At 61.2% G+C, this 20,348-nt stretch carries 19 protein-coding genes and 1 riboswitch; of the genes, 15 read left to right on the top strand and 4 right to left on the bottom strand.

Going from position 1 to position 20,348, the window contains the following annotated elements; genetic code table 11:
* Positions 1–389: 389 nt before the first annotated feature.
* From ACMYUN_RS26415 to ACMYUN_RS26385, 7 genes are all read left to right on the top strand, one after another.
* Positions 390–980 (top strand): amino acid synthesis family protein, encoded by a 591-nt coding sequence (locus ACMYUN_RS26415; protein ID WP_007968626.1) that lies wholly within the window; start codon positions 390–392, stop codon positions 978–980.
* Between the two features lie 31 nt (positions 981–1,011).
* Complete coding sequence (locus ACMYUN_RS26410) at positions 1,012–1,845, top strand: alpha/beta fold hydrolase (protein WP_130927338.1); 834 nt, start codon at positions 1,012–1,014, stop codon at positions 1,843–1,845.
* Entirely contained in the window at positions 1,842–3,323 is a 1,482-nt protein-coding gene (locus ACMYUN_RS26405) for an aldehyde dehydrogenase (RefSeq protein WP_039763902.1), read from the top strand. Before ACMYUN_RS26410 ends, ACMYUN_RS26405 begins: the two co-directional genes overlap by 4 nt.
* A gap of 12 nt (positions 3,324–3,335) precedes the next feature.
* Positions 3,336–3,821, top strand: coding sequence for a flavin reductase family protein (locus ACMYUN_RS26400; protein WP_076562509.1), 486 nt, complete (start codon positions 3,336–3,338; stop codon positions 3,819–3,821).
* A gap of 128 nt (positions 3,822–3,949) precedes the next feature.
* The gene (locus ACMYUN_RS26395; RefSeq protein WP_415762238.1) at positions 3,950–4,339 is read left to right on the top strand and encodes a carboxymuconolactone decarboxylase family protein; all 390 of its coding nucleotides are present in this window, start codon (positions 3,950–3,952) and stop codon (positions 4,337–4,339) included.
* 57 nt (positions 4,340–4,396) lie between these two features.
* On the top strand, positions 4,397–5,161 hold the full coding sequence (locus ACMYUN_RS26390; protein WP_016775014.1) for a GntR family transcriptional regulator: 765 nt from the start codon (positions 4,397–4,399) through the stop codon (positions 5,159–5,161).
* Position 5,162: 1 nt separating this feature from the next.
* A complete protein-coding gene (locus tag ACMYUN_RS26385) occupies positions 5,163–5,726 on the top strand; it encodes an NUDIX hydrolase (protein ID WP_024013191.1) in 564 nt (187 codons plus the stop codon).
* A gap of 134 nt (positions 5,727–5,860) precedes the next feature.
* Here ACMYUN_RS26385 and ACMYUN_RS26380 read toward each other — a convergent pair whose 3' ends face one another.
* Positions 5,861–6,157: a DUF1330 domain-containing protein gene (locus ACMYUN_RS26380; RefSeq protein ID WP_415762236.1), complete on the bottom strand. Its 297-nt coding sequence runs from the start codon at positions 6,155–6,157 to the stop codon at positions 5,861–5,863.
* Positions 6,158–6,225: 68 nt separating this feature from the next.
* Between ACMYUN_RS26380 and ribBA the strand changes: the two genes are divergently transcribed.
* From ribBA to ACMYUN_RS26355, 5 genes are all read left to right on the top strand, one after another.
* Complete coding sequence (ribBA, locus tag ACMYUN_RS26375; RefSeq protein ID WP_415762235.1) at positions 6,226–7,335, top strand: bifunctional 3,4-dihydroxy-2-butanone-4-phosphate synthase/GTP cyclohydrolase II; 1,110 nt, start codon at positions 6,226–6,228, stop codon at positions 7,333–7,335.
* Between the two features lie 320 nt (positions 7,336–7,655).
* Positions 7,656–8,681: an ABC transporter substrate-binding protein gene (locus tag ACMYUN_RS26370; RefSeq protein WP_039763888.1), complete on the top strand. Its 1,026-nt coding sequence runs from the start codon at positions 7,656–7,658 to the stop codon at positions 8,679–8,681.
* Positions 8,678–9,586 (top strand): ABC transporter permease, encoded by a 909-nt coding sequence (locus ACMYUN_RS26365; RefSeq protein WP_415764006.1) that lies wholly within the window; start codon positions 8,678–8,680, stop codon positions 9,584–9,586. Before ACMYUN_RS26370 ends, ACMYUN_RS26365 begins: the two co-directional genes overlap by 4 nt.
* A gap of 6 nt (positions 9,587–9,592) precedes the next feature.
* Entirely contained in the window at positions 9,593–10,402 is an 810-nt protein-coding gene (locus ACMYUN_RS26360) for an ABC transporter permease (RefSeq protein WP_007918021.1), read from the top strand.
* 17 nt (positions 10,403–10,419) lie between these two features.
* Positions 10,420–11,574 carry an ABC transporter ATP-binding protein gene (locus ACMYUN_RS26355; RefSeq protein ID WP_415762234.1) on the top strand — a complete coding sequence of 385 codons (1,155 nt, stop codon included), beginning with the start codon at positions 10,420–10,422 and terminating at the stop codon, positions 11,572–11,574.
* A gap of 127 nt (positions 11,575–11,701) precedes the next feature.
* Here the strand turns inward: ACMYUN_RS26355 and map are convergent, their stop codons facing one another.
* Positions 11,702–12,493 (bottom strand): type I methionyl aminopeptidase, encoded by a 792-nt coding sequence (gene map, locus ACMYUN_RS26350; protein WP_310409380.1) that lies wholly within the window; start codon positions 12,491–12,493, stop codon positions 11,702–11,704.
* Positions 12,490–12,717: a ParD-like family protein gene (locus ACMYUN_RS26345; RefSeq protein ID WP_007918027.1), complete on the bottom strand. Its 228-nt coding sequence runs from the start codon at positions 12,715–12,717 to the stop codon at positions 12,490–12,492. The genes map and ACMYUN_RS26345 overlap by 4 nt, the downstream gene beginning before the upstream one ends.
* A gap of 120 nt (positions 12,718–12,837) precedes the next feature.
* Positions 12,838–13,032: riboswitch (cobalamin riboswitch) on the top strand.
* A 136-nt stretch (positions 13,033–13,168) separates the two neighbouring features.
* Here ACMYUN_RS26345 and ACMYUN_RS26340 point away from each other — a divergent pair.
* Genes ACMYUN_RS26340 through ACMYUN_RS26330 form a run of 3 tightly spaced genes read left to right on the top strand, consistent with a single transcriptional unit; the run spans position 13,169 to position 15,956 of the window.
* Positions 13,169–14,182, top strand: a complete 1,014-nt coding sequence (locus ACMYUN_RS26340) for an ABC transporter substrate-binding protein (protein ID WP_415762233.1) — start codon at positions 13,169–13,171, stop codon at positions 14,180–14,182.
* Entirely contained in the window at positions 14,179–15,195 is a 1,017-nt protein-coding gene (locus ACMYUN_RS26335; RefSeq protein WP_129999515.1) for a FecCD family ABC transporter permease, read from the top strand. The genes ACMYUN_RS26340 and ACMYUN_RS26335 overlap by 4 nt, the downstream gene beginning before the upstream one ends.
* Positions 15,192–15,956 carry an ABC transporter ATP-binding protein gene (locus ACMYUN_RS26330; protein WP_415762231.1) on the top strand — a complete coding sequence of 255 codons (765 nt, stop codon included), beginning with the start codon at positions 15,192–15,194 and terminating at the stop codon, positions 15,954–15,956. The genes ACMYUN_RS26335 and ACMYUN_RS26330 overlap by 4 nt, the downstream gene beginning before the upstream one ends.
* 1,757 nt (positions 15,957–17,713) lie before the next feature.
* On the opposite strand, the gene metE is transcribed toward ACMYUN_RS26330, so the two are convergent.
* Positions 17,714–20,002, bottom strand: coding sequence for a 5-methyltetrahydropteroyltriglutamate--homocysteine S-methyltransferase (metE, locus tag ACMYUN_RS26325; protein WP_415762230.1), 2,289 nt, complete (start codon positions 20,000–20,002; stop codon positions 17,714–17,716).
* Between the last annotated feature and the right edge of the window lie 346 nt (positions 20,003–20,348).

Genomic DNA, 20,348 nt, shown 5'->3' with positions numbered 1-20,348 from the left:
GGCTGGTGGCGTTTCGGAAGCATAGTCCTGAAACCCGCAATCCAGAGCCCCTTCGGAAGCTGGCTCATCCTATCGGGCTTTGCAAATGTCTGACAATCGGCGCCACGTTATCTTTTGTTAACCGAAAACGGCCTTCTGTAACGAAGAAATTCCCCTGTGGGAGCGAGCTTGCTCGCGAAAGCGCCGGATCAGTCAACATTTGAGTTGAATGACGCACCGCCTTCGCGAGCAAGCTCGCTCCCACAGGGGGTTGGTGGTGAGTGCGGGATTTGAATACATGACCATTCGCCGGGGTGATGAGGCAAATCTCATCAGAGGGACTTGCAGGATCGGTATTATGGTATACCATCAGACGCACAGACACTCTCAATCCCCCAACGGAGCAGCTCATGAGTTTCGAAATTCGCAAGATCGTCAGCTATGTCGAAGAAACCTTCATCGAAGGCGGCAAGGCTACTGACAAGCCGGTGACCATGGTCGGCCTCGCCGTGGTGATGAAGAACCCGTGGGTGGGCAACGGTTTTGTCGAAGACCTCAAGCCGCAGATCCGCGCCAATTGCTCCGACCTCGGCGCAATGATGGTCGAGCGTCTGGTCGGCATTATCGGCGGTGCCGAGAAGATCGAGGCTTACGGCAAAGCGGCGGTAGTCGGCGCTGATGGCGAGATCGAGCACGCGTCGGCGGTGATCCACACCCTGCGCTTCGGCAACCACTACCGCGAAGCGGTGAAAGCCAAGAGCTACCTGAGCTTCACCAACAAGCGCGGCGGTCCGGGCACTTCGATTCAGATCCCGATGATGCACAAGGACGACGAAGGCCTGCGTTCGCACTACATCACTCTGGAAATGCAGATCGAAGACGCGCCGCGTGCCGACGAAATCGTCGTCGTGCTGGGTTGCGCCGACGGTGGCCGCCTGCACCCGCGCATCGGTAACCGCTACATCGATCTGGAAGAACTGGCTGCCGAAAAAGCCCAGTAATCACAATAAAAAGGCATTGCAGGAGCGCTCCATGATTCGGCTCACCGCTGAACTCACCCCGGCTGGCACCAGTTACCTGGCGACCGGCCAAGGCCAGCCCGTGGTTTTGATCCACGGCGTGGGCCTGAATAAAGAAATGTGGGGCGGGCAGATTGTCGGCCTCGCCAGCCAGTACCAGGTGATCGCCTACGACATGCTCGGCCACGGCGCCAGCCCGCGCCCGGCCAGCGGCACCGACCTGCTCGGTTACGCCGATCAGTTGCTCGAGCTGCTCGATCACCTCAATCTGCCGCAGGCAGCGGTGATCGGTTTCTCCATGGGCGGCCTGGTCGCGCGGGCCTTTGCCTTGCATTACCCGGAGCGCCTGCAAAGCCTGGTGGTGTTGAACAGCGTGTTCAACCGCAGCGAAGAACAGCGTGCCGGCGTCATCGCTCGCACCGCGCAGGCTGCCGAACATGGCCCGGACGCCAATGCCGAAGCGGCGTTGTCCCGCTGGTTCAGCCGTGAATATCAGGCGGCCAACCCGGCGCAGATCGCTGCATTGCGCCAGACCTTGGCCAACAACGATCCGCAGGGCTACCTGACCACCTACGAATTGTTTGCCACCCAGGACATGTACCGCGCCGACGACCTGAGCAGTATTCAGGCGCCGACGCTGATCGCCACCGGCGAACTCGACCCCGGCTCGACCCCGGAAATGGCCGAGCAACTGGCCCGACGCATCCCCGCTGCGAAGGTTGCCGTGCTGCCCGAGCAACGGCATATGATGCCGGTAGAGTCGCCGCGTCTGGTCAACCAGATGCTGCTGGAATTTCTCCAATTCGCACACTCCCGACAAAACCATATAAAGGGGATCGTTGCATGACACTCGCACGCTTCCAGATGTGCATCGGCGGAGACTGGGTCGACGCCCTCTCCGGCAAGACCTTCGAAAGCCTCAACCCGGCCTCCGCGCAAGCCTGGGCGGAACTGCCCGACGCCGATGAAGCGGACGTCGAACGCGCCGTGCAAGCGGCGCAAACGGCCTTCGACAGCCCGGCGTGGCGCGGCCTCACCGCCACCGCGCGCGGTAAACTGCTGCGCCGTCTCGGTGATCTGATCGCAGAAAACAAGGAACACCTGGCGCAGCTGGAAAGCCGCGACAACGGCAAGCTGATCCGCGAGACCCGTGGCCAGGTCAGCTATCTGCCGGAGTTCTTCCACTACACCGCTGGCCTCGCTGACAAGCTTGAAGGCGGCACCCTGCCGCTGGACAAGCCTGACCTGTTTGCCTACACCGTGCACGAAGCCATGGGTGTGGTCGCCGCGATCATTCCGTGGAACAGCCCGCTGTACCTGACCGCGATCAAACTGGCCCCGGCCCTCGCCGCCGGCAACACGATTGTGATCAAGCCGTCCGAGCACGCCTCGGCGACCATTCTCGAGCTGGCACGCCTGGCCCTCGAAGCCGGAATTCCGCCGGGTGTGGTCAACGTCGTCACCGGTTACGGCCCGAGCACCGGCGCCGCCCTCACCCGCCATCCGCTGATCCGCAAGATCGCCTTCACCGGCGGCGCGGCCACGGCGCGGCATGTAGTGCGCAGCAGCGCCGAGAACTTCGCCAAGCTGTCGCTGGAACTGGGCGGCAAGTCGCCGAACATCATCTTCGCCGATGCCGATCTCGACAGCGCGATCAACGGCGCGATCGCGGGGATCTATGCGGCGTCCGGGCAGAGCTGCGTATCCGGTTCGCGCTTGCTGGTGCAGGACGAAATCTACGACGAGTTCGTCAATCGTCTGGTCGAGCGCGCCCAGCGCATCCGCATCGGCAACCCGCAGGAAGACCACAGTGAAATGGGCCCGATGGCCACTGCGCAGCAACTGGCGGTGGTCGAAGGACTGGTCGCCGATGCGATCGCCGAAGGCGCGCGCTTGCGCACCGGCGGCAAGCGTCCGAGCGATGTTGGCGAAGGCTGGTTCTACGAGCCGACGCTGTTCGAATGCGACCGCAATTCGATGAAGATCATGCAGGAAGAAGTCTTCGGCCCGGTGGCTTCGGTGATTCGTTTCAAAGACGAAGCCGAAGCGCTGGCGATCGCCAATGACTCACAGTTCGGCCTCGCCGCCGGCATCTGGACCCGCGACCTCGGTCGCGCCCATCGTCTGGCGCGCGATGTGCGCTCGGGGATTATCTGGGTCAACACTTACCGCGCGGTGTCGGCGATGGCGCCGATCGGCGGCTTCAAGAACAGTGGCTATGGACGCGAAAGCGGCATCGACTCGGTGCTGGCCTACACCGAACTGAAAACGGTGTGGATCAACCTCTCCCAGGCGCCAATGCCTGATCCGTTTGTGATGCGCTAGGAGTCCTGCGAAATGATCGAACCCGGCATTTACAAAGACGTCATGAGCTCGTTCCCGTCCGGCGTCACGGTGGTCACCACCCTCGACCCGGACGGCGGCATCGTCGGCATCACCGCCAGCGCGTTCAGCGCGCTGTCGATCGACCCGGCGCTGGTGCTGTTCTGCCCCAATTACGCGTCCGACACCTACCCGGTGCTGCGCGACAGCAAGAAATTCGCCATCCACTTGCTCTCCGCCGAGCAGACCGCCGAAGCCTACGCGTTCGCCGGCAAGGGCAAGGAAAAGGCCAAGGGCATCGAGTGGCACCTGAGCGATCTGGGCAACCCGATTCTGGCCAAGGCCACGGCGATCATCGAGTGCGAGTTGTGGCGTGAATACGACGGCGGCGATCACGCGATCATTGTCGGCGCAGTGAAGAACCTGATCCTGCCCGAGCAACCGGTGACGCCGATGATTTACCACAAGGGCAAGCTGGGTGCGTTGCCGCCCCTTGTTTGAGAACAATGCAAAACCCTGTGGGAGCTGGCTTGCCAGCGATGGCGACGGGACATTCAACATCAATGCTGACTGAACTACCGCTATCGCTGGCAAGCCAGCTCCCACAGGATTGAGGTGAGGCGAAAGAAATGAGTAACGAAAAGTATGAAAAAGGCCTGCAGATCCGCACGCAGGTGCTCGGCGCAGCCTACGTGCAGCGCTCGATAGAGAACGCCGACGATTTCACCCGTCCGCTGCAGGAAATGGTCACTGAATACTGCTGGGGCCATGTCTGGGGGCGTGAGGGTCTGTCGCTCAAGGAGCGCAGCATGATCAACCTGGCGATGATCTCGGCGCTCAACCGCCCGCATGAACTCAAGCTGCATGTGCGTGGCGCCTTGCGTAACGGCCTGAGTCGTGAGCAAATACGCGAAATTCTGCTTCAGGTCGGCATTTATTGCGGCGTTCCGGCGGCCGTGGACAGTTTCCGGCTGGCCCGTGAAGCCTTTGCCGAAGCCGACGCCGAGGCCTCCAGTTAACCCTCGGCTGTTTTGATGCCCGTCTGGCATGGACAGCCAAGCTCAAGAGCGGACCCCATGAAACGCCAGCCACTCGACGACAGCTTCAAGGTCAATCGCAACCCCGTTACCCTGCGCGAAATCGTGCTGGACAAACTGCGTAGCGCGATCATGAATTTCCAGCTCATGCCAGGGGACCGTCTGGTCGAACGCGACCTGTGCGATCGCCTCGGTGTCAGCCGCACTTCGGTGCGCGAAGCCTTGCGTCACCTCGAATCCGAAGGCCTGGTGGAATTCGCCGACGCCAAAGGCCCGCGCGTAGCCATCATCACCCTTGACGACGCTGTCGATATCTACGAACTGCGTTGCGTGCTCGAAGGCCTGATCGTCCAGCTGTTTACCCTGCGCGCCAAAGCCAAGGACATCAAAGCTTTGGAAAAAGCCCTTGATGACAACCGCAAGGCGCTCAAGGACGGCGAGCTGCAACAGGTGATCGACTCGGTGCAGGGTTTCTACGACGTGCTGCTCGAAGGCTCGGGCAACCATGTCGCCGCCACGCAATTGCGCCAGTTGCAGGCGCGCATCAGCTATCTGCGCGCGACCTCGGTCTCCCAGGAAAACCGACGCGGCGCGAGTAATCACGAGATGGAAAAAATGGTCGAGGCGATCAAGAGCGGTGATCCGCTGGCGGCGCATCAGGCGTGTGTTGATCACGTCCGCGCGGCGGCTGCCGTGGCCCTCGACTACCTCAAGCGCAAGCAGGAAGAAACCGGCGTCGCCGTCAAAGGCACTCCGGCGATCACCCTGCCGATCGCGCTGAAAGAACCCCGCATAGGTCAATGACATGTTCAGCCCGAGCTTTTGCCCGAAATGCGGTGGCCCTGACCTCGGTCAGCAGACGCCGCCGGGTGATACGCACGAGCGCCTGATGTGCCGCGGCTGCGGCTATATCCACTACGTCAATCCGAAGATCATTGCCGGCTGCATCATCGAGCAGGACGGCAAATACCTCCTGTGCCAACGGGCGATCCCACCACGCCCGGGCACCTGGACGCTGCCGGCCGGGTTCATGGAAAGCGGTGAAACCACCGAGCAGGCGGCGCTGCGCGAAGTCTGGGAAGAAAGCGGCGTGCGCGCGGAAATCGTCTCGCCGTATTCGATTTTCAGCGTGCCGAAGATCAGCGAGGTGTACATCATCTTCCGCGCCATCGCCCTCGAGATTACCGGGCAGTACGGGCCGGAGACCATGGATTACAAGTTCTTCGCCCCGGAAGAGATTCCGTGGGAGCAGATCTACTACCCGGCGATCCGGCAGATCCTCGAGCGCTATATCGAAGAGCGCCAAGCCGGGGTCTACGGGATTTACATGGGCAATGATGACAGCGGCAAGATTCATTTCATGCGCTAAAAATCACCTGCCCCCTGATCGTTCCCACGCTCCGCGTGGGAATGCCTCTACGGACGCTCCGCGTTCGGCTCTGGATGGGACGCAGAGCGTCCGGGGCTGCATTCCCACGCGGAGCGTGGGAACGATCAATGCGGCTAAATCGGGGCAACGCCCTCAACGATGATGATCTCCGCCCTCGCCCATTCCTCGCGATAACTCTTCGCCTCCTGATACGCCGCCGAGCGGTAGCACGCCACGGCTGTTTCGTAGCTTTCAAACTCGATGATCACCGTGCGCTGTGGCGTCTGCCGTCCTTCCAGCGCCTCGCTGCGCCCGCCTCTGGCGACAAACTTGCCGCCGAATGCGGCAATCGCCTGCGGAGTGCGCTGGGTGTATTGGCTGTAGTGCTCGGCATCGGCTATATCCACATGTGCAATCCAGTACGCCTTCATAGTGACCTCTTTGTTGATTTTGTATTATGGTATACCAATATATTTCCAACAAACCCTGAGAGTCCAGCATGGCCTTCAACAGCATCGAAGAAATCATCGAAGATTATCGCCTCGGCAAAATGGTCCTGCTGGTCGATGACGAAGACCGCGAGAACGAAGGCGACCTGCTGCTGGCCGCAGACCGCTGCACGCCGGAGGCTATCAGCTTCATGGCCCGCGAGGCACGTGGGCTGATCTGCCTGACCCTGACCGATGAACATTGTCAGCGCCTGGGTCTGGAGCAAATGGTGCCTGCCAACGGCAGTGTATTCAGCACTGCATTCACTGTGTCGATCGAAGCGGCAGTTGGCGTGACCACCGGCATTTCCGCGGCAGACCGGGCCTGCACCGTTGCCGCTGCCGTCGCGCCGAATGCCCGCGCCGAAGACCTGGTGCAGCCCGGCCACATCTTCCCGCTGCGCGCCAAGGAAGGTGGCGTGCTCACCCGCGCCGGGCACACCGAGGCCGGTTGCGATCTGGCGCGCCTGGCCGGTTTCACCCCGGCCTCGGTCATCGTTGAAGTCATGAACGACGACGGCACCATGGCCCGCCGTCCGGATCTGGAGCAGTTCGCGCGCAAGCATGGGATCAAGATCGGCACCATTGCTGATCTGATCCACTACCGCCTGAGCACCGAGCACACCATCGAACGCATCGGTGAACGAGAGCTGCCGACGGTGCATGGCACCTTCCGTTTGATCACTTTCGAAGATCGCATCGAGGGCGGCGTGCACATGGCGATGGTCATGGGCGACCTGCGTCGTGAAGAGCCGACACTGGTGCGCGTGCACGTGATCGATCCGCTGCGCGATCTGGTCGGTGCCGAGTACAGCGGGCCGACGAACTGGACGCTGTGGGCGGCGCTGCAACGGGTCGCGGCGGAAGGTCATGGGGTTGTGGTGGTGCTGGCCAACCATGAATCGTCGCGGGCGTTGCTGGAGCGCGTGCCGCAGCTGACACAGCCGCCACGGCAGTTCAGCCGTTCGCAGTCGCGGATCTATTCCGAGGTCGGGACGGGGGCGCAGATTCTGCAGAACCTTGGGGTGGGCAAGCTGCGCCACCTTGGCCCACCGCTGAAATATGCCGGGTTGACCGGGTATGACCTTGAGGTGGTTGAAAGCATTCCCTTCAGCGAATAACCCACTTGAAACAACATTCTCTGTGGGAGGGGGCTTGCTCCCGAAGGCGTCCTGTCAGCTGACATCAGTGTTGATTGACCCGACGCATTCGCGAGCAAGCCCGCTCCCACAAGGGATCCGCGCTTCAAACCAAATTCTGTCGAACGACAAAAAGCTTATCCGCCAGATAACCGGTAAGGCAAAGTGCTTGCACAAAGTTTGGAATACCATAATATGATATTCCATAGACCGGACGAACCGAAAAACCGTCCAGCTACTGCTCCCGACAGGCGGGCAACAACGCAAGGCCCGCTCAAAAACACAACAATGAGGGCGTGAACATGGTGTTGAACAAAGCTGCAACCGCGATCTTTTTCGCGGGACTGCTCAGCGTTACCGGCCAGGCTGCAATGGCTGCCGAAAGCGTGAATTTTGTCAGCTGGGGCGGTAGCACCCAGGATGCGCAGAAACAGGCCTGGGCCGATCCGTTCAGCAAGGCCAGCGGCATCACCGTCGTCCAAGACGGGCCGACCGACTACGGCAAACTCAAGGCCATGGTCGAAAGCGGCAACGTGCAGTGGGACGTGGTCGATGTCGAAGCCGATTTTGCCCTGCGCGCCGCTGCCGAAGGCCTGCTCGAACCCCTCGACTTCAAAGTGATCCAGCGCGACAAGATCGATCCGCGCTTCGTCAACGATCACGGTGTCGGTTCGTTCTTCTTCTCCTTTGTCCTCGGCTACAACGAAGGCAAGCTCGGCGCCAACAAGCCGCAGGACTGGAGCGCGCTGTTCGACACCAAGACCTACCCCGGCAAACGCGCCCTGTACAAATGGCCAAGCCCCGGCGTGCTCGAACTGGCGCTGCTGGCCGACGGCGTTGCGGCTGACAAGCTCTACCCGCTGGATCTTGATCGCGCCTTCAAGAAACTCGACACCATCAAGAAAGACATCGTCTGGTGGGGCGGCGGCGCGCAGTCGCAGCAACTGCTGGCATCCGGCGAAGCGAGCATGGGCCAGTTCTGGAACGGTCGCGTGCACGCCTTGCAGGAAGACGGCGCACCGGTGGGCGTGAGCTGGAAACAGAACCTGGTCATGGCCGACATTCTGGTCATTCCCAAAGGCTCGAAAAACAAGGACGCGGCGATGAAGTTCCTCGCCAATGCCAGCAGCGCCAAAGGCCAGGCCGACTTCTCCAACCTGACCGCCTACGCGCCGGTCAACCTCGACAGTGTGGAGCGTCTGGATTCGACGCTGGCCCCCAACCTGCCGACAGCTTACGCCAAGGATCAGATCACCCTTGATTTCGCTTACTGGGCCAAGAACGGTCCGGCTATCGCGACACGGTGGAACGAATGGCTGGTCAAATGAAAATCGCGGCCACTGCGCCTCGTCCTTCCACGGCCACCGGGAGCGCCCCTGGCGCTGCCGGTTCGGCTTTCAAGCAACGCTGGCGCGGCGCCGGCAACCTCGTCCCGGCGCTGCTGTTCCTCGGCCTGTTCTTTCTGGCGCCGTTGATTGGCCTGCTGCTGCGCGGTGTGCTGGAACCTGTGCCTGGCCTTGGCAACTACGAACAACTGTTCGCCAATTCGGCCTATGCGCGGGTGCTGCTCAACACCTTTTCGGTGGCCGGGCTGGTGACGTTGTTTAGTCTGCTGCTGGGCTTTCCGCTGGCCTGGGCGATCACCTTGGTGCCGCGCGGCTGGGGGCGCTGGATCCTCAACATCGTCCTGCTGTCGATGTGGACCAGCCTGCTCGCCCGCACTTATTCTTGGCTGGTGCTGCTGCAAGCCTCGGGCGTGATTAACAAGGCCTTGATGGCGATGGGCATCATCGATCAACCGCTGGAGATGGTGCACAACCTCACCGGCGTGGTGATCGGCATGAGTTACATCATGATCCCGTTCATCGTGCTGCCGTTGCAGGCGACCATGCAGGCTATCGACCCGATGATCCTGCAGGCCGGCTCGATCTGCGGCGCCAGTCCGTGGACCAACTTCTTCCGGGTGTTCCTGCCGCTGTGCCGGCCGGGCCTGGCCTCAGGGGGTTTGATGGTGTTCGTGATGTCGCTCGGTTACTACGTCACCCCCGCTTTGCTGGGCGGGGCGCAGAACATGATGCTGCCGGAGTTCATCATTCAGCAGGTGCAATCGTTCCTCAACTGGGGCCTGGCCAGTGCCGGCGCCGCGTTGTTGATCGCAATCACCTTGGTGCTGTTCTACTTCTACCTGAAGCTTCAACCGGAATCCCCGGTTGGCGCCAGTAACGCGAGGTAAGACGACATGCTCCTGACCCCCAATGCCATGAGCCGGCGCATGCGTTTCGGCCTCTACGCCACTACTGGACTGATCGGTCTGTTCCTGCTGTTGCCGATCGTGTTCATCGTGCTGCTGTCGTTCGGCTCCTCGCAGTGGCTGGTGTTCCCGCCACCGGGCTGGACGCTGAAATGGTACGGCCAGTTCTTCTCCAACCCCGACTGGATGAACGCCGCTGCCGCCAGCCTCAAGGTCGCCGTGCTGACCACGATCTGCGCCGTGGCCCTCGGTTTGCCGACCGCGTTTGCGCTGGTGCGCGGGCGCTTTCCCGGCCGCGAGATGCTCTACGGCCTGTTCACCCTGCCGATGATCGTGCCGCTGGTGATCATTGCCGTGGCGGTCTACGCGCTGTTTCTCAAGCTCGGCTACACCGGGACCATGTTCGCTTTCGTGGTCAGCCATGTGATCGTCGCGCTGCCGTTCACCATCATCTCGATCATCAACTCGCTGAAGCTGTTCGATCAGTCGATTGAAGACGCTGCAGTGATCTGCGGTGCCTCGCGCTTGCAAGCGGTGTTCAAGGTGACGTTCCCGGCGATACGCCCAGGCATGGTTGCCGGCGCCCTCTTCGCGTTCCTCGTTTCGTGGGACGAAGTGGTGCTCAGCGTGATGATGGCCAGCCCGACCCTGCAAACCCTTCCCGTGAAAATGTGGACCACCCTGCGCCAGGACCTGACCCCGGTGATCGCCGTCGCTTCGACGCTGCTGATCGGCCTGTCGGTATTGGTCATGGTGATCGCCGCCGCCCTGCGCCGGCGCAATGAAATCAGCGCCTGAGCGCCCAGGAGTACGACATGAGTGCCGTGATCAAAGACGCATCCCAGCAGAACGACAAACCCCTGGTCAGCCTGCGCAACCTGAACAAGCACTACGGCGATTTTGCTGCCGTCGACAACATCTCGCTGGACATCAAGGACGGTGAATTCCTCACCTTCCTCGGCTCCAGCGGCTCGGGCAAAAGCACCACGCTGTCGATGCTCGCCGGCTTTGAAACACCGAGCAGCGGCGAGATCCTCGTCAACGGCCAGTCGCTGGTCAATGTGCCGCCGCACAAGCGCGACATCGGCATGGTCTTCCAGCGCTATTCGCTGTTCCCGCATCTGTCGGTGCGTGACAACATCGCTTTCCCTTTGGCGATTCGCAAACTGGCGGCGGCCGAGCGCGACAAACGCGTCGACGCCATGCTGAAACTGGTGCAGCTGGAACAGTTCGCCCATCGCCGCCCTTCGCAACTCTCTGGTGGTCAGCAACAACGTGTCGCCATCGCCCGGGCGCTGGTTTACGAGCCGCGCATTCTGTTGATGGACGAACCACTCGGTGCGCTGGATAAAAAACTGCGCGAAGACCTGCAAGACGAACTGCGCCAACTGCACCGGCGCCTGGGCATCACCATCGTTTACGTGACGCACGACCAGGAAGAAGCCATGCGTCTGTCCCAGCGCATCGCAATTTTCAGCCACGGCAAGATTGTCGGGCTGGGCAGTGGTTATGACCTTTATCAAAATCCGCCGAATGCGTTCGTTGCGTCGTTTCTCGGCAACTCGAACTTCCTCAAGCTCAAGGCGCAGAGCAATGCAGCGGCGAGTTTCGAGGGGCAGTCATTGTCGATTCGGCTGACGGCTGGGTTGCACACTGATCAGGATGTTCTGCTGATGGTGCGGCCGGAAAAGGCTGTGGCGCTGAGTGTGCAGCAAGCGAGTGATGAGCCGCTCGCGGCGGGTTGGAATGAGGTGTCGGCGAATGTTGTGGAGGTGCTGTTTCTCGGTGAAAGCCAGACCTGCAGCGTGGTGACGGCGGGCGGGACGTCGATGACGGTGAAAGCGCTGTCGGCCGCCGGCATGCCACTCAAGGCTGGGGATCCGGTGCGGGTGCGCTGGGCGACGGCGGATGCGTGTGTTTATACCGAGTGGACTGAAAGCGACCTTAACAAAGCAGCGGGTGCTCACTAAAACTTCCAATCCAGTGAAATTCCCCGTGGGAGCGAGCTTGCTCGCGAAGAGGCCGTGTCAGTCACCATTAATGTTGAATGACGCACCGCATTCGCGAGCAAGCTCGCTCCCACAGGTTCGGTATTGTTCAATGAATCGGGGAATACCCTTCAACCTCATCCGGCCAAGCCGTCAGCACTTCAAACCCGCTCTCCGTCACCGCCACCATATGCTCCCACTGTGCCGACAACGAGCCATCCTTGGTCAGCACGGTCCAGCCATCCGGCATGTTCTTCACATGGCGCTTGCCGGCATTGAGCATCGGCTCCACGGTGAAAATCATCCCGGCCTTGAGCTTCAGCCCTTGATTGGGGAAGCCGTAATGCAGGATCTGCGGCTCATCGTGATAGACCTTGCCGATGCCGTGACCGCAGTACTCGCGCACTACACTGAAGCCCTCCGCCTCCGCCAGGCTCTGGATCGCATGACCGATATCCCCCAGCGTTGCGCCCGGTTTGACTGCGCGAATGCCCGCGCACATCGCATCGTAAGTGGTCTTGATCAAGTGCTGCGCCTCGGGGCTCGCCTCACCCACGACATACATGCGGCTGGTATCACCGAACCAGCCGTCCTTGATCACGGCGATGTCGAGGTTGACGATATCGCCATCCTTCAATGGCGTACCCGACGGAATCCCGTGGCACACCACGTCATTGACCGATGCGCAGACGGTTTTCGGAAAACCGTGATACCCGACGTTCGCCGGCACGGCTTTCTGCACATTGACGATGTAGTCGTTGCACAGCCGATCCAGTTCATCGGTGGTCACGCCGGCCTTCACATGCGGCACCAGCATCGCCAGCACTTCGGCGGCGAGTTTGCCGGCGGCGCGGGATTTTTCGATGTCGGCCGGCGTGTTGATTTTGATCTGGTTTCTCATGCGCTGACGGCTTCCTGAGTCAGTTGTTGCAGATCCAGTCCGCCGTTCTGTTCGGCGCGGATCAGCAGGCGGCAAATGGCGCTGTGGTCGAGGTTGGGATGCAGCTCGGCGAGCATGCCGATGCGCATCCAGTGCTCGGCCTGCGCGTTGATCGAGCGGCTGAGGGCGTTGCTGGAGATACGCAGGTTCTCGTGCATGTCCTCTGAAATCTTTACGATGCCCATATATGAATCCGATACGATGTGTATATGGATCGTATATTAATCAGTGCATACGGGAGATTGCAATGCCGACGACAAAATCGACGCTGTGGCAGATTCGCCTCCCCCTCCACCGCGCAAATCGACTACCATGCCGCCGCCGGTTTCCACACGGAATTAATAGGGAATCCGAAATGCTTGCACAGCATCAATCGGAACTGCCCCCGCAACTGTAGGTGCCGAGCCTGCTCCTTGACTGCCACTGGGTGAAACCCGGGAAGGCCGGAGCATGGCGACGACGCACCAGTCAGGAGACCTGCCGGCACAATGACGACTAACCGGCGGGGTGTCCGGGAAGGACATCGTGCCGTGCGCGTTTTCCCCGTGCCGGCCTTGCGCAGTTTCCACGACCGCGCCCGAGGTGTGTTTCCAACCGTACCCGCCCTCCCCGTACGGTTCCCCTGGAGACTGCCCCATGCTGCTGCCCCGCGTTGCTACCCTGCTCACCGGTCTGAGCCTCTGTGCCTTGGCGCAAGCGGCGCCGACTGCGTATCCGCTGACCATCGAAAACTGCGGCAGCAGCCTGACCTTTCAGCACGCGCCCGCGCGTACGGTGACCATCGGCCAGGCCGGTACGGAAATGCTTTATGCCTTGGGCCTGGGCGACAAAGTCGTCGGCACCTCGTTGTGGTTCAACGACGTGCTGGGCACATACAACGCGCAGAACGACAGGGTCGAGCGCCTCGCCGACAACGAGCCGAGTTTCGAAGCGGTGATCGGCAAACGTCCGGAGCTGGTTGCGGTGGAGCTGGAATGGATGGTCGGCCCGCAAGGCGCGGTCGGCACCCGCGAGCAGTTTCATGAACTAAAGATTCCGACCTATCTGCTGCCCTCCGATTGCGAAGCCAAGGACAACCTCGTCGGCTCGGACGGCACGCGGCTGGCGCCGTTTCGCATCGACAGCATCTACAAAGGCGTGAGCCAACTGGCAGCGATTTTCGATGTGCAGGCGCGTGGCGAACAGCTCAATGAGCAGCTCAAAGCCAGCCTCGCACAGTCGATCGCCACGGCGAAAAAAAAGCAACGCAAAGACGTCAGCGCCCTGGTCTGGTTCTCCAGCGCCGAAATGGACATCGAGCCATTCGTCGCCGGGCACAAAGGCGTTCCCGATTTCATGCTCAGCACCCTCGGCGTGCGCAACGTCGTCGAGTCGGATGAAGAATGGCCAACCGTCGGCTGGGAAACCATCGCCAAGGCCAAGCCGACATTTCTGGTGATCGCGCGCATGGATCGTCGGCGTTTCCCGGCGGACGACTATCAGAAGAAACTCGCCTTCCTGCGCAGCGATCCGGTGACGCGCAACATGGACGCGGTCAAGCACAATCGCATCATCATCCTTGACGCCATGGCCATGCAGGCCAGCCTGCGCACCTTCGATGGCCTCGCACAACTGGCCAGCGCCATCAACGGCTACGACCTGTCGCAATGAGCAGACGCCTGATCCGTTTGCTGCTGGTGCTGTTGACGCTGTCGGTTGCGCTGACCGGCGGCGTGGCCATTGGTGAGACTTCGATCGAGCCGAGCGTGGTGTTGCAGGTGCTGGCCAACAAGCTGTGGGGCGCCGGCTATGTGCTCGACCCGATCGACGAAGGCATTGTCTGGAACTATCGCCTGACACGCGCTTTGGTCGCAGCAGCTTGCGGTGCCGGTCTGGCGACCTGTGGCGTAATCCTGCAATCGCTGCTGCGCAATCCGTTGGCCGATCCGTATCTGCTGGGCATTTCTGCGGGGGCCTCGACCGGCGCGGTGATGGTCGCCCTGCTCGGCGTCGGCGCCGGGGCGATTTCATTGTCGGCGGGTGCCTTTGCCGGTGCGGTGACGGCGTTCGCGCTGGTGATCCTGTTGGCGCGGGTCAGCGGCTCGGCCAGCGGCACCGGGCAGATCATTCTCGCTGGGATCGCCGGCTCGCAATTGTTCAATGCCCTCACCGCGTTTCTGATCACCCGCTCGGCCAGTTCGGAACAGGCACGCGGCATCATGTTCTGGCTGCTCGGCAATCTTGGCGGTGTGCGCTGGCCGTCGGTGTGGCTGGCGGTGCCGGTGGCGCTGCTGGGTTTGGTGGTGTGCCTGTGGCATCGCCGGGCGCTGGATGCGTTCACCTTTGGCGCGGATTCGGCGGCATCCCTCGGCATTCCAGTGCGTCGCGTACAGATCCTGCTGATCGGCTGCGCAGCGCTGGTGACGGCGGTGATGGTGTCGATCGTCGGCTCGATCGGCTTTGTCGGCCTAGTGATTCCCCACGCAGCGCGGTTGTTGCTCGGCACGGGGCATGCGCGTCTGCTGCCCGCCAGTGCACTGGGCGGCGCGGTGTTTCTGATTGCCGCCGATGTGCTGTCGCGCACCCTGATCAAGGGGCAGGTGATTCCGGTCGGCGTGATCACCGCGCTGGTCGGCGCGCCGGTGTTCGCGCTGATTCTGGTAGGCCGGAGATCGGCGCGATGAACACGGTTCTGAGTTGTGCGGGTGTGGGCTTCAAAGTGCGCGGTGTCGAGTTGCTCAACGGTGTCAGCCTCGACGTTCAGCGCGGCGAGACCCTGGGCATTGTCGGGCCAAACGGTTCGGGGAAATCCACGTTGCTCAAATTGCTGGCCGGGCTGCGTGAACCGAGCGTGGGCCAAGTGCAACTCCACGGTCGGGTGCTGGGCAAGATGTCACGGCGCAGCATCGCGCAGACACTCGCGGTGGTTGAGCAACAGGCCGATACCGACGATGGCATTCGCGTGTTCGACGCGGTGGCGCTGGGCCGTACGCCGTGGTTATCGGCGCTGCAACCGTGGTCGCCCGCCGATGATGCGATCGTCGAGCAAGCGCTGGTCGACGTCGACGCCGTGCACCTGCGCAACCGCCTCTGGCGCAGCCTCTCCGGCGGCGAACGCCAACGCGTGCACATCGCCCGCGCTCTGGCACAACGCCCACAGATCCTGCTGCTCGACGAACCGGCCAACCACCTCGACATCCAGCATCAGTTGAGCATTCTGCAAGTGGTGCGCGCACTGCCGGTGACTACGCTGATCGCCTTGCACGATCTCAATCAGGCACTCAAGTGCGATCGCCTGGCGGTGCTGGAGCGCGGGCGTCTGGTGGCATTGGGCGAGCCGTTGCACGTGCTGACGCCGGAGCGGTTGCAGACGACTTTCGGAGTCAGGGCGCACTACCTGACGGACCCGTTCGATGGTGCGCCGATATTGCGTTTCCTTGCTTGATGCATGTGTAGCTGACAGACCGCCTTCGCGAGCAAGCCCGCTCCCACATGAGATTTGTGGAGTTGCCGGGATTCTTTAGTACAACCGAAATCCTGTGGGAGTGGGCTTGCTCACGAAGGTGGCAGGTCGGGCGATTTATTTGTGGCTGACAGACTGCTTTCGCGAGCAGGCTCGCTCCCACATTGGATTTGTGGGTTGCCGGGGATCGCGGGTGTAGCGCGAAATCCTGTGGGAGTGGGCTTGCTCACGAAGGTGGCAGGTCGGGCGATTTATTTGTGGCTGACAGACTGCTTTCGCGAGCAGGCTCGCTCCCACATTGGATTTGTGGGTTGCCGGGGATCGCGGGTGTAGCGCGAAATCCTGTGGGAGTGAGCTTGCTCACGAAGGCGGCAGGTCGGGCGATTTATTTGTGGCTGCCAGACCGCTTTCGCGAGCAGGCTCGCTCCCACATTGGATTTGTGGGTTGCCGGGGATCGCGGGTGTAGCGCGAAATTCTGTGGGAGTGGGCTTGCTCACGAAGGCGGCAGGTCGGGCGATTTATTTGTGGCTGCCAGACCGCTTTCGCGAGCAGGCTCGCTCCCACATTGGATTTGTGGGTTGCCGGGGATCGCGGGTGTAGCGCGAAATCCTGTGGGAGTGAGCTTGCTCACGAAGGCGGCAGGTCAGGCAATTTATTTGTGGCTGACAGACCGCTTTCGCGAGCAGGCTCGCTCCCACATTGGATTTGTGGGTTGCCGGGGATCGCGGGTGTAGCGCGAAATCCTGTGGGAGTGAGCTTGCTCACGAAGGCGGCAGGTCAGGCAATTTATTTGTGGCTGACAGACTGCTTTCGCGAGCAAGCTCGCTCCCACAGTGGACTTGTGGGTTGCCGGGGATCGCGGGTGTAGCGCGAAATCCTGTGGGAGTGGGCTTGCTCACGAAGGCGGCAGGCCGGGCGATTTATTTGTGGCTGACAGACTGCTTTCGCGAGCAGGCTCGCTCCCACATTGGTTTTGTGGGTCGCCGGGGATGGCGGTTGTAGCGCGAAATCCTGTGGGAGTGAGCTTGCTCACGAAGGTGGCAGGTCAGGCAATTTATCTTTGGCTGACAGACCGCTTTCGCGAGCAGGCTCGCTCCCACGGTGGATTTGTGGGTTGGCGCGGATGGCAGGTGTAGCGCGAAATTCTGTGGGAGTGGGCTTGCTCACGAAGGCGGCAGGTCGGGCGATTTATTTGTGGCTGACAGACCGCTTTCGCGAGCAAGCTCGCTCCCACAATGGATTTGTGGGTTGCCGGGAATCGGGGTGTAGCGCGAAATCCTGTGGGAGTGAGCTTGCTCACGAAGGCGGCAGGTCGGGCGATTTATTTGTGGCTGACAGACTGCTTTCGCGAGCAGGCTCGCTCCCACAGTGAATTTGTGGGTTGCCGGGGATCGCGGGTGTAGCGCGAAATCCTGTGGGAGTGGGCTTGCTCACGAAGGCGGCAGGTCAGGCGATTTATTTGTGGCTGACAGACCGCTTTCGCGAGCAAGCTCGCTCCCACATTGGTTTTGTGGGTTGCCGGGGATCGCGGGTGTAGCGCGAAATCCTGTGGGAGTGAGCTTGCTCACGAAGGCGGCAGGTCGGGCGATTTATTTGTGGCTGACAGACCGCTTTCGCGAGCAGGCTCGCTCCTACAGTGGATTTGTGGGTTGGCGCGGATGGCAGGTGTAGCGCGAAAACCTGTGGGAGTGAGCTTGCTCGCTCCCACAGGGGTTATGTATTCCAGGGCGGTAAGGGATCAGGCCCACTCTTTGCGCAGTTGTCGTGCGGCGTTGACCATGTGCACCAACGCCGCTTCGGTCTCTGGCCAGCCTCGGGTTTTCAACCCGCAATCCGGATTGACCCACAGCCGCTCGACCGGAATACGCTGCGCCGCCTTGCGCAGCAAGCCAACCATTTCCGTCACATCGGGAATCCGTGGCGAGTGAATATCGTAGACGCCCGGGCCAATGTCGTTCGGGTAGGCGAACGCTTCGAAAGCCTCAAGCAGTTCCATGTCCGAACGCGAGGTTTCGATGGTGATGACATCGGCGTCCATCGCCGCGATCGACTCGATCACATCGTTGAATTCGCTGTAGCACATGTGCGTGTGAATCTGCGTTTCGTCGCGCACGCCGGAGGCGCACAGGCGGAACGCTTCGCTTGCCCATTCCAGATACGCTGGCCACTGCGCCCGGCGTAACGGCAAGCCTTCGCGGAACGCCGCTTCGTCGATCTGCACGATTTTGATTCCTGCCGCTTCCAGATCATTCACTTCGTCACGAATGGCCAGCGCCAGTTGTCGAGCCTGCACCTCGCGGCTGACGTCTTCGCGGGCGAACGACCACATCAGCATGGTCACCGGGCCGGTCAGCATGCCTTTCATGACCTTGTCGGTGAGGCCCTGGGCATAGCGAATCCATTCGACCGTCATCGCTTGCGGGCGGCTGAGGTCGCCGAAGATTACCGCCGGTTTGACGCAGCGCGAACCGTAGCTCTGCACCCAGCCAAAACGGGTGAAGGCATAGCCGTCGAGTTGTTCGGCAAAGTATTCGACCATGTCGTTGCGCTCGGCTTCACCGTGCACCAGCACATCCAGGCCGAGGCGTTCTTGAATTTCTACAGCGTGGCGAATCTCCGTGTGCATCGCATCGGTGTAATCGGCGGCGCTGAGCTTGCCTTGCTTGTAGGCCTGACGCGCCAGTCGGATCGCCGCCGTTTGCGGAAACGAACCAATAGTGGTGGTCGGAAACAGCGGTAAATCGAGTTTGCCGCGCTGTTTGGCGATGCGCTGGGCAAACGGCGATTGGCGTTGCGCATCCCTGGCAGTGATCGCCGCAACCCGCGCTTGCACCGCCGGCTTGTGAATACGCGGCGAGGCGGCGCGGCTGGTTTGTACCGAGCGGCTTTGCGCCAGGGCGCGCAACACCTGCGGCGCTTCCGGCTCGCTGACCGCTTGAGCGAGCACGGCGACCTCTTCGCACTTCTGCACGGCAAATGCCAGCCAACTTTTCAGTTCGGCATCGAGCTGGTCTTCTCGGCCCAGATCAACCGGGCTGTGCAGCAACGAGCAGGACGGCGCCACCCACAAACGGTCACCCAGACGCTCATGGGCATGGCGCAGCGTCACCAGCGCGTTTTGCAGATCGCAGCGCCAGACGTTGCGGCCGTTGACCACACCCAGCGACAGCACTTTATAGGCCGGCAGACGATCCAGAATGGTCGGGTACTGATCCGGCGCGCGCACCAGATCGATGTGCAGGCCATCGACCGGCAGGTTCGCCGCCAGGCCGAGGTTTTCTTCCAGACCACCGAAGTACGTAGCAAGCAGTTTTTTCAGCGGGTCGCGCTGGATCTGGTTGTAGGCGCGCTCGAAGGCATTCTTCCAGTCCTGAGGCAGATCGAGCACCAGAATCGGCTCGTCGATCTGCACCCACTCCACGCCCAATGCTGCCAGTCGCGCGAAGATCTGGCCGTACAGCGGCAGCAGGCGATCAAGCAAATCGAGCTTGTCGAAATCGGTGCCTTTGGTTTTGCCCAGCCACAGATAGGTCAGCGGGCCGATGATCACCGGTTTGACGTTGTGCCCCAGTGCACGGGCCTCTTCAGTTTCTTCAAACAGCTGCTCCCAACCCAGCTGGAAGTGCTGGTCGACACTGAATTCCGGTACGAGGTAGTGATAGTTGGTGTCGAACCACTTGGTCATTTCCTGAGCATGGCCGTCGCCGCAGCAAGCATTGCTGACACCTCGGGCCATGCTGAACAGGGTTTGCAGCGTGGCTTTGCCGTCATGCGGGCGGAAGCGTTCGGGGATCACGCCGAACATCAGCGAGTGCGTGAGCACCTGGTCGTACCAAGCGAAATCGCCGACCGGCAGCAACTCGATGCCAGCGTTTTTCTGCAAGTTCCAATGGGCCTTGCGCAGCGCACGCCCGACGTCACGCAAGCCCGCCTCGTTCAGTTCTCCTTTCCAGAACGCCTCTTGCGCTTTCTTCAGTTCGCGGTCGCGACCGATGCGCGGAAATCCAAGGGAATGGGCCAGTGCCATGACAAAAAACTCCAGATGCTTATTCGATGGCAGCCATTGTCGGGATCCGATCCTAATGAAATAAACTCAATCTTTTCTGCTTCATCACAAGTTTTGCTCATGCACAGTGGCACGTGTAGGAGCTGCCGAAGGCTGCGATCTTCGGCCCGTAGGGGCGCTGAGCGTCCCCGGCTGCATTCCCACGCAGAGCGCGGGAACGATCGAAACCCGGGGACACAAATCAAGCTTTTGTCGCGACGAAGACGCCCTTTGAATACTCGATGACGCCTTGCTGTAAACACATCGGAACTCTTCCGGCAGCTTGCCGATTTCGTTCTATCGTTAGATCCAAATGGCTGGATTTTCC

The organism is Pseudomonas sp. CP4, assembly GCF_047758505.1.
Taxonomy (GTDB): domain Bacteria; phylum Pseudomonadota; class Gammaproteobacteria; order Pseudomonadales; family Pseudomonadaceae; genus Aquipseudomonas; species Aquipseudomonas fluorescens_AO.
The sequence above is the reverse complement of the archived record's forward strand: the minus strand, read 5'-3'. Positions and strand labels throughout refer to the sequence as shown.

Bases quoted from the DNA above. Each gene is read 5' to 3' on its own strand.
- ACMYUN_RS26415 (WP_007968626.1), top strand. From the start codon at position 390: ATGAGTTTCGAAATTCGCAAGATCGTCAGCTATGTCGAAGAAACCTTC.
- ACMYUN_RS26410 (WP_130927338.1), top strand. From the start codon at position 1,012: ATGATTCGGCTCACCGCTGAACTCACCCCGGCTGGCACCAGTTACCTG.
- ACMYUN_RS26405 (WP_039763902.1), top strand. From the start codon at position 1,842: ATGACACTCGCACGCTTCCAGATGTGCATCGGCGGAGACTGGGTCGAC.
- ACMYUN_RS26400 (WP_076562509.1), top strand. From the start codon at position 3,336: ATGATCGAACCCGGCATTTACAAAGACGTCATGAGCTCGTTCCCGTCC.
- ACMYUN_RS26395 (WP_415762238.1), top strand. From the start codon at position 3,950: ATGAGTAACGAAAAGTATGAAAAAGGCCTGCAGATCCGCACGCAGGTG.
- ACMYUN_RS26390 (WP_016775014.1), top strand. From the start codon at position 4,397: ATGAAACGCCAGCCACTCGACGACAGCTTCAAGGTCAATCGCAACCCC.
- ACMYUN_RS26385 (WP_024013191.1), top strand. From the start codon at position 5,163: ATGTTCAGCCCGAGCTTTTGCCCGAAATGCGGTGGCCCTGACCTCGGT.
- ACMYUN_RS26380 (WP_415762236.1), bottom strand. From the start codon at position 6,157: ATGAAGGCGTACTGGATTGCACATGTGGATATAGCCGATGCCGAGCAC.
- ribBA (WP_415762235.1), top strand. From the start codon at position 6,226: ATGGCCTTCAACAGCATCGAAGAAATCATCGAAGATTATCGCCTCGGC.
- ACMYUN_RS26370 (WP_039763888.1), top strand. From the start codon at position 7,656: ATGGTGTTGAACAAAGCTGCAACCGCGATCTTTTTCGCGGGACTGCTC.
- ACMYUN_RS26365 (WP_415764006.1), top strand. From the start codon at position 8,678: ATGAAAATCGCGGCCACTGCGCCTCGTCCTTCCACGGCCACCGGGAGC.
- ACMYUN_RS26360 (WP_007918021.1), top strand. From the start codon at position 9,593: ATGCTCCTGACCCCCAATGCCATGAGCCGGCGCATGCGTTTCGGCCTC.
- ACMYUN_RS26355 (WP_415762234.1), top strand. From the start codon at position 10,420: ATGAGTGCCGTGATCAAAGACGCATCCCAGCAGAACGACAAACCCCTG.
- map (WP_310409380.1), bottom strand. From the start codon at position 12,493: ATGAGAAACCAGATCAAAATCAACACGCCGGCCGACATCGAAAAATCC.
- ACMYUN_RS26345 (WP_007918027.1), bottom strand. From the start codon at position 12,717: ATGGGCATCGTAAAGATTTCAGAGGACATGCACGAGAACCTGCGTATC.
- ACMYUN_RS26340 (WP_415762233.1), top strand. From the start codon at position 13,169: ATGCTGCTGCCCCGCGTTGCTACCCTGCTCACCGGTCTGAGCCTCTGT.
- ACMYUN_RS26335 (WP_129999515.1), top strand. From the start codon at position 14,179: ATGAGCAGACGCCTGATCCGTTTGCTGCTGGTGCTGTTGACGCTGTCG.
- ACMYUN_RS26330 (WP_415762231.1), top strand. From the start codon at position 15,192: ATGAACACGGTTCTGAGTTGTGCGGGTGTGGGCTTCAAAGTGCGCGGT.
- metE (WP_415762230.1), bottom strand. From the start codon at position 20,002: ATGGCACTGGCCCATTCCCTTGGATTTCCGCGCATCGGTCGCGACCGC.